A 7,533-nucleotide genomic window follows, 5' to 3' on the forward strand; every position below is an offset into this window, starting at 1 on the left:
CGCCGGGGGTGCCGTTGACGCCGCCCGTGCCGGCCCCGGCGCCGGTGCCGTCCGCTCCGCCGGTGCCGCCCGTACGGGGGGTGCCGTGAGAGCCGGGGGTGCCGTTCACGCCGGGGGTGCCGTTGACGCCGCCCGTGCCGGCCCCGGCGCCGGTGCCGTCCGCTCCGCCGGTGCCGCCCGTACGGTCGGTGCCGTTGACCCCGCCGGTCCCGCCCGTGTCGTGCTCAGCCCGCACTGCCGGTCCGCTCCGCCGCCTCGACCACGTTCACCAGCAGCTGCGCCCGGGTCATCGGGCCGACACCGCCCGGGTTCGGGGAGATCCAGCCCGCCACCTCGGCGACGCCCGGGTGGACGTCCCCGACGATCTTGCCGCTCTCGTCGCGGCTCACGCCGACGTCCAGGACGGCCGCGCCCGGCTTGACGTCCTCCGGCTTCACCAGGTGCGGGACGCCCGCCGCCGCCACGACGATGTCCGCCTGGCGCACCAGCCCGGCGAGGTCGCGCGTACCGGTGTGGCACAGGGTCACGGTGGCGTTCTCGGACTTGCGGGTCAGCAGCAGGCCGATGGAGCGCCCCACGGTGATGCCGCGGCCGAGGACGACCACGTGCGCCCCGTTGATCTCGACCCCGTGGTGGCGCAGCAGCTCGACGATGCCGTACGGGGTGCAGGGCAGCGGGCCCTCCACGCCCAGCACCAGCCGGCCGAGGGAGGTCGGGTGCAGGCCGTCGGCGTCCTTGGCCGGATCCATCAGCTCCAGGACGCGGTTGGTGTCGATGCCCTTGGGGAGCGGAAGTTGGACGATGTAGCCGGTGCACTCCGGGTTGTCGTTCAGCTCGCGCACGACCGCCTCGATCTCCTCCTGGGAGGCCGTGGCGGGCAGTTCACGGCGGATGGAGGTGATGCCGACCTCCGCGCAGTCCTTGTGCTTGCCGTTGACGTACCAGCGGCTGCCCGGGTCGTCGCCGACGAGCAGGGTGCCGAGGCCGGGGGTGATGCCCCGCTCCTTCAGCGCCGCCACGCGGGCGGTCAGTTCGGATTTGATCGCGGCCGCGGTGGCCTTGCCATCGAGAATCTGGGCGCTCATGAGGGGCATCCTTCCGGATGGGGCGGCCCGGCTTCCACTCGGACGCAGGCCGGAACGCGCTCTTGATTGCACTTGCACAACAAGTCTGGCCCGGCTTTGCAACCGGCTGGACAAGCCCGGTGCGGGACCACCACGATGACGGGCAGCAAGACGATCGCAATGAGTGCCGCGGGCAGTGCCGGGGGGCGTACCGCAGAAGCAAGTGTCCTCCAGCGTGCCGTGCGTCCCCGCACTTCACGGAGGAAAGACCCAGATGAGCTTCGGCGACCCGAACAACCCTTACGGGCAGCAGCAGCCGCCGCAGGGACAGCCCGGCTACGGATACCCCCAGCAGGCCCCGCAGGGCGTCCCGCCGCAGGCCGGTTACGGCTACCCGCAGCAGGGCCAGCAGCCGTACGGCGTCCCTCCCCAGGCGCCGGGCACGCTCCAGGCCAACAACGGCTACATCAACGTGGCGGGCCTCGGCACCGTCCAGGTCGCCACGATGGGCCGCCGCTTCGGCGCCCGCCTCATCGACGGTCTGATCATCGGTGTCCTGTACTTCATCCTGAGCTCCGTGGTGTTCGCGGGCGCCTTCAGCGCGGCCAGCGACATCAAGGACTGCACGGGCATCGACCCGATGTCCCCCCAGTACAGCACCTGCCTCAACGAGGCGTCGGCCCAGGCGGGCCAGGCCGCGGGCGGCATCTTCGCGGCCTTCTTCGGCGGCATGCTCATCCTCGGTCTCGCCACGCTGCTCTACGAATGGCTGATGATCGCCTTCGTGGGCGCCACCGTCGGCAAGATGGCCCTCGGCCTGAAGGTCGTCAAGGAGAACACGGGTCAGGTTCCGGGCGTCGGCGGCGGCTTCATCCGCTGGATCATCCCGATGGTCGGCGCGTTCCTCTGCGGCATCGGCCAGCTGCTGGTCTACCTCTCCCCCTTCTTCGACAACTCGGGCAAGCTCCAGGGCTGGCACGACCGTGCCGCCGGCACGATCGTCGTCAAGAAGTAGGCAGCGGCCTTCGCCGTCTGCCGGGACGCTCAGTGGAAGAAGTGGCGGGTGCCCGTGAAGTACATCGTCACGCCGGCCTTCTTCGCCGCCTCGACGACCTGCTCGTCACGGACCGAACCACCCGGCTGGACGACGGCCTTCACACCGGCGGCGGTCAGGATCTCCAGCCCGTCCGGGAACGGGAAGAAGGCGTCCGAGGCCGCGTACGAGCCCTGCGCGCGCTCGGCGCCGGCCCGCTCGACCGCCAGCTTGGCGGAGTCGACGCGGTTGACCTGGCCCATGCCGACGCCGACCGAGGCGCCGTCCTTGGCCAGCAGGATCGCGTTGGACTTGACGGCGCGGCAGGCCTTCCACGCGAAGGCCAGCTCCGCGAGCTCCTCGGCGGACAGCGCCTCGCCGGTGGCCAGCGTCCAGTTCGCCGGGTCGTCGCCCTCGGCCTGGAGCCGGTCGGTGACCTGGAGCAGCGCACCGCCGTCGATCGGCTTGACCTCGACCGGGTTGGACGGGGCACCCTCGGCCCGCAGCACGCGGATGTTCTTCTTCCGGGCCAGCACCTCGACGGCACCGTCCTCGTACGCCGGAGCCACGATGACCTCGGTGAAGATCTCGGCGACCTGCTCGGCCAGCTCCACCGTCACCGGGCGGTTGACGGCGATGACGCCGCCGAACGCGGAGAGCGGGTCGCAGGCGTGCGCCTTGCGGTGCGCCTCGGCGACGTCGGCACCGGTCGCGATGCCGCACGGGTTGGCGTGCTTGATGATCGCGACGCAGGGGTCGGCGTGGTCGTACGCGGCCCGGCGCGCGGCGTCGGTGTCCGTGTAGTTGTTGTACGACATCTCCTTGCCGTGCAGCTGCTCCGCCTCGGCCAGGCCGCCGGTGCCGTCGACGTAGAGCGCGGCGCCCTGGTGCGGGTTCTCGCCGTAGCGCAGCACGTTCTTCCGCCCGTACGTGGCGCCCAGGAAGTCGGGGAAGCCGGAGTCGTCCGCGGCGGCGTAGTCGTCGGCGAACCAGGAGGCCACGGCCACGTCGTACGCGGCGGTGTGCTGGAAGGCCTCGGCGGCGAGCCGCTTGCGGGCGGCGAGGTCGAAACCGCCGCCCTGGGCGGCGGCGAGCACGTCGGCGTAGCGCGCGGGGCTGGTGACGACCGCGACCGAGGGGTGGTTCTTGGCGGCGGCGCGGACCATCGACGGGCCGCCGATGTCGATCTGCTCGACGCACTCGTCCGGCGTGGCGCCGGAGGCGACGGTCTCCCGGAAGGGGTAGAGGTTGACGATCACCAGGTCGAAGGGCTCGACACCCAGCTCGGCGAGCTGGCGGCGGTGGTCCTCCAGGCGCAGGTCGGCGAGGATGCCGGCGTGCACGCGCGGGTGGAGGGTCTTGACCCGGCCGTCGAGGCACTCGGGGAAGCCGGTCAGCTCCTCGACCTTGGTGACGGGCACGCCGGCCGCGGCGATCTTCGACGCGGTGGAGCCGGTCGAGACGAGGGCGACGCCCGCCTCGTGCAGGCCGCGGGCCAGGTCTTCCAGTCCCGTCTTGTCGTAGACACTGACGAGCGCACGCCGGATCGGGCGCTGGGTCGTAGCCGTCGTCGTTTCGTTGGCGGTCACTGGATTGTTACCTTTCGTCCCTCAATGCGGTAGCCGTGCCGGGCCAGGCGCCCCACGACGTCGACGAGCAGCTTGCGCTCGACTTCCTTGATGCGCTCATGGAGCGCGGCTTCGTCCTCCCCGTCCCCGATCTCCACGACACCCTGGGCGATGATCGGACCGGTGTCCACGCCGCTGTCCACGAAGTGGACCGTGCAGCCGGTGACCTTCGCCCCGTACGCGAGGGCGTCCCGCACCCCGTGCGCGCCGGGGAATGCGGGGAGGAGGGCGGGGTGGGTGTTGATGAACCGGCCGCCGAAGCGGTCGATGAAGCTCTTGCCGACGATCTTCATGAACCCTGCGGAGACGACGAGGTCCGGTGCGTACGCGTCCGTGGCCTCGGTGAGGGCGGCGTCCCACTCCTCACGGCTCCCGTAGGCCTTGACGGGGCACACGAAGGTCGGGATCCCCGCCTTCTCGGCCCGTTCCAGACCGGCGATGTTCTCGCGGTCGGCCCCGACGGCGACGACCTCGGCGCCGAAACCCTCGGCTCCGCCGGGGTGGGCGTCGATGGCGTCGAGCAGGGCCTGGAGGTTGGTGCCGGAGCCGGAAACCAGCACGACCAGGCGGGAGGCGGCCATGGGAGGCCCTTTCTCACAGGATTTGCGACGTTGGTCTTGTGTGGTCATACGAAACTTCGGGGTACCGATATACGGGGAACCATACGAAGCCACCGACCGCCTGCAACGATACCGGCACACGGGACCGCCCCCGGGGGACGGGGGCACGGGCGGGCGGTAGCGTCTGGCGTACAAGCCGTACAACCCGGCGCACACCGGGTCCACGACGTCCATGACACAGGGGAAGTAAGCCACTCGATGCCGGACCGCCGTCAGCCCGAGCCCTCCACCGACGACAACCCCTTCGCGGCGCCCCCGGAGGGCCGGCCCGACCAGCCGTGGCAGCCCCGGCAGCCGCAGCGCCCGCGCGACGGCGGCGGCCCGGGCGGTCCGAACCCCGGCGGTCCGAACCCCGGGGGCCAGGAGCCCGGGGGGCCGGCCCGCTGGGACCCGATGGACCCGGTCCAGCGGCGCGCGCGGTACGCGATGCTCGCCGGGATGTGGGGGTTCTTCTTCGGGATCTTCGGGATCCCGTCGGTGGGGCTGCTGCTCGGGGCGCTGGCGATGTACTGGGGGATCAGCGCGCTGCGCGGCCGCCCCGCGACCCCGGCCGACCCGGAGAAGGGCACCCCGGCCCGGCCCGGCGGCCTGTCCGCCCTCGGCCCGGCGGCCCGGCCGCAGCGGGCGGCGGCGGTCAGCGGGCTGGTCTCGGCGACGCTGGCGCTGCTGCTGGCGGGCACGTCGTACGGGTTGCAGCTGGCGTACAAGGACTTCTACGTCTGCCGCGACGACGCGCTGACGCAGACGGCGGAGCTCCAGTGCAACTCGCTCCTGCCGGACAACGTGGTGGGCAACGTCCTGAAGGTCCAGCGCTGACCGGCCCCTGACCCCGACCCCGACCCCGTGCGCTCCGCGCCCGGTGCGCTCGACCGCCGCGCGGCCGGAACGCCACCGCACGGAATCCGGCCCCGCATGAGGGCGGTCCCGGACGGAGTCCGGGGCGCGTGGGGCGCGGGGGTCGGGGGGCCGAGCCCCCGGGAGCGGGGGTCCGGGGCAGGTCCCGGGGACGGCGGGAGGGCGGGGCGGGGTGACGGCTCCGCGCAGCGGCGCCCCCGGCCCCGATCAGGCCTCCGGACGCCGCCGGGCCAGCACCCGCGCCCCCACCACCCCCGGCGCCAACGGCCCGGCCTCCACCCCGCCCTGACCCCCCGGAACCTCCCCATCGCCAACGGCATCCACCGGCTCCGACGCCCCCGGCACCACCGGCCCCGCCGAAGCCGACGTCCCCTCACCCGGCCCGCCCGAAGCCGGCTCCCCCTCACCCGGCCCGCCCGAAGCCGGCTCCCCCTCGGCCGGCCCGGCCGGTGCCGCGGGGGCCCCGGGAGCCGGCGCAGCCGCAGGGGCCTCGGACGCGGGAGCGACGATCGGCAGCGCCGCCTCCCTGAGCACCGCCCACCTCAACTCCCGCACCCCGGAGTCGTGCCACGCATCCCCCGCGTCCCCGGCCGCGGGCCGGTTCCGCAGCCCGTGCACCCCCACCGCCACCGGCACCGCCAGCGCCAGCACCCACCCCGTCGCGGCCGCACCCGCCTGCCACCACACCGGCCCGAAGGCCGCCAGCGCCCGCGTTCCGAGCGCACCCGCCGACGCCGCCGCCAGACCGGCCATCGCCAGCCCGCACACCACGGCCCCCAACGCCGCCGTCAGCGCGGTCTCCCCGTACGAGACCTCCCGGGCCCGCCGCACCGCGAGCCATCCCACCACCAGCCCCGCCACCACCGGCACCCCGGCCGCCGCCCAGGTCAGCGGCGTCCCCGGCCCCTCCGGCGGCAGCGCCGCCAGCAGCGGGAACCGCGGCAGCGCCGGCGCCCCCGCGAACCCCAGCGGCGTCGCCGCGACCCCCGTTCCCACGGCGAACCCGGGCCCCAGACCGTACGCCGCCCCCCACACCACCGCGTTCGGCAGCAGCGTCACCGCCAGCAGCAGCACCGCGAACCGCCCCGACCACACCCCGGTCAGCGTCAGGAACGAGGACTGCACCTCCCCCGCGTGCCACACCAGCGACGCCCCGACCAGCACGGTCCCGCCGCCCAGCAGGACGAGCACCCCCGCCGCCCCCGAGCGCAGTGCCAGCGCGTACCGCGGCCGGGCCACCGCCCGCCGCACACCCGCGGGGACCCAGCCCGGCAGCGACCCGGCGGGGCGTCCCTTCGCCGCCCACACCCCGCCGCCCGCCGCGCACACGGCGACCAGCGGCAGGTGCCAGGCCGCGCTGATCGGGTCCGCCGGCATCGGCCCGCCCGCCGCGTACAGCGTCGCGAGCGCGCCCACGGCCAGGTAGCCGCAGACCACGGCGGAGAACACCGCGCTCGCCGGCAGCAGTTCCTCCGCCTCCGTGTCGGGCCCCGCACCGACCCCGGACGCACTGCCCAGCCGGGCCGCCCGCCGCATCAGCAGCACGGGCAGCGCCACCAGCAGCAGGGGGGTCACCCCGACGGGCGCGGGCACCCCGGAGAGGGTGTCGTAGCGGACGAGTTCGGTCCCGTGGGCCATCAGCCACAGCCCCGCGGCCAGGTGCAGCGCACCGCCGGGGCCGCTGTCGGGGTAGGGGGAGCTGATCCACAGCACGATCACGAGGACGGCCAGGAAGCCAAGCCCCAGCCCCGCGGCGACGGCGCCGCCCAGCACGCAGGCGGCCGCCGCCGGTGAACGGCGTGGCGCCCGGGCCTGCGGGGCCGACGGCAACGGGGCCCCGCGTTCGATCACTTGGGTCACACCGTCATGGTGCCAACGACACGCGCTATGGGTGGGTAACAGGCGATTGTCCGTTGTGTCGCCCAATATACGTTTATGTACTTTATCGCCCAGTGCTGTGCTGCCAGGTCGCGGGGAGTGTGACATGACACCAGACGTCGATACGGGCTCCGGCTCGGAGCGGGGCCTACCGCCCCCCAAGGAGCGCCGCCGGCTGCGCGAGTCGGGCGAACTGACGCACGAACAGGTCGCGACGGAGCTGGGGGTCACCGCCGGCACCGTCCGCGCGTGGGAGAAGGGCCGGACGGAACCGGGCGCCCGCACGCGCCAGGCGTACGCGGAGCTCCTGGACCGCCTCGCGCGCGCGGGCACGGGCGGAGGCCCCGGCAGGTCCGCGGGCCCGCACACGGGCCCAGGCCGCGCCGCGAAGCGCGCCCCGGGCGACGAGCGCCTCCGCGATCCCGTAGCCGATGCCCCGGCTCGCGCCGGTGACC

The 7,533-nt window shown here is 74.1% G+C and carries 6 protein-coding genes and 2 pseudogenes; 3 read left to right on the forward strand and 5 right to left on the reverse strand.

The window, feature by feature from the left end; translation table 11 throughout:
* Positions 1 to 235, reverse strand: a pseudogene (locus tag WDV06_RS35350) (hypothetical protein); the annotation flags it as partial.
* Complete coding sequence (locus WDV06_RS35355; protein ID WP_395513913.1) at positions 225 to 1,085, reverse strand: bifunctional methylenetetrahydrofolate dehydrogenase/methenyltetrahydrofolate cyclohydrolase; 861 nt, start codon at positions 1,083 to 1,085, stop codon at positions 225 to 227. The gene WDV06_RS35355 and the pseudogene WDV06_RS35350, both read right to left, overlap by 11 nt.
* A 253-nt stretch (positions 1,086 to 1,338) precedes the next feature.
* Between WDV06_RS35355 and WDV06_RS35360 the strand changes: the two genes are divergently transcribed.
* Complete coding sequence (locus WDV06_RS35360) at positions 1,339 to 2,079, forward strand: RDD family protein (protein ID WP_395513914.1); 741 nt, start codon at positions 1,339 to 1,341, stop codon at positions 2,077 to 2,079.
* A 29-nt stretch (positions 2,080 to 2,108) separates the two neighbouring features.
* Here the strand turns inward: WDV06_RS35360 and purH are convergent, their stop codons facing one another.
* Together purH and purN are read right to left on the reverse strand one after the other, a co-directional pair.
* On the reverse strand, positions 2,109 to 3,686 hold the full coding sequence (gene purH, locus WDV06_RS35365; protein WP_395513915.1) for a bifunctional phosphoribosylaminoimidazolecarboxamide formyltransferase/IMP cyclohydrolase: 1,578 nt from the start codon (positions 3,684 to 3,686) through the stop codon (positions 2,109 to 2,111).
* The gene (purN, locus tag WDV06_RS35370) at positions 3,683 to 4,306 is read right to left on the reverse strand and encodes a phosphoribosylglycinamide formyltransferase (protein WP_344163737.1); all 624 of its coding nucleotides are present in this window, start codon (positions 4,304 to 4,306) and stop codon (positions 3,683 to 3,685) included. Before purN ends, purH begins: the two co-directional genes overlap by 4 nt.
* Before the next feature lie 237 nt (positions 4,307 to 4,543).
* On the opposite strand from purN, the gene WDV06_RS35375 reads away from it, so the two are divergent.
* Positions 4,544 to 5,161: a hypothetical protein gene (locus WDV06_RS35375; RefSeq protein WP_395513916.1), complete on the forward strand. Its 618-nt coding sequence runs from the start codon at positions 4,544 to 4,546 to the stop codon at positions 5,159 to 5,161.
* A 246-nt stretch (positions 5,162 to 5,407) separates the two neighbouring features.
* Here the strand turns inward: WDV06_RS35375 and WDV06_RS35380 are convergent, their stop codons facing one another.
* Positions 5,408 to 7,060 (reverse strand): cell division protein PerM, encoded by a 1,653-nt coding sequence (locus WDV06_RS35380; RefSeq protein WP_395513917.1) that lies wholly within the window; start codon positions 7,058 to 7,060, stop codon positions 5,408 to 5,410.
* Positions 7,061 to 7,184: 124 nt separating this feature from the next.
* Here WDV06_RS35380 and WDV06_RS35385 point away from each other — a divergent pair.
* A pseudogene (locus WDV06_RS35385) lies at positions 7,185 to 7,331 on the forward strand (hypothetical protein); the annotation flags it as partial.
* Between the last annotated feature and the right edge of the window lie 202 nt (positions 7,332 to 7,533).

The sequence above is a fragment of the Streptomyces racemochromogenes genome, from assembly GCF_044129415.1.
In the GTDB taxonomy this organism is placed as follows: domain Bacteria; phylum Actinomycetota; class Actinomycetes; order Streptomycetales; family Streptomycetaceae; genus Streptomyces; species Streptomyces racemochromogenes_A.

What these genes read in the sequence shown, in the direction of transcription:
- WDV06_RS35355 (WP_395513913.1), bottom strand. Translation starts at nt 1,085, where the DNA reads ATGAGCGCCCAGATTCTCGATGGCAAGGCCACCGCGGCCGCGATCAAA.
- WDV06_RS35360 (WP_395513914.1), top strand. Translation starts at nt 1,339, where the DNA reads ATGAGCTTCGGCGACCCGAACAACCCTTACGGGCAGCAGCAGCCGCCG.
- purN (WP_344163737.1), bottom strand. Translation starts at nt 4,306, where the DNA reads ATGGCCGCCTCCCGCCTGGTCGTGCTGGTTTCCGGCTCCGGCACCAAC.
- WDV06_RS35375 (WP_395513916.1), top strand. Translation starts at nt 4,544, where the DNA reads ATGCCGGACCGCCGTCAGCCCGAGCCCTCCACCGACGACAACCCCTTC.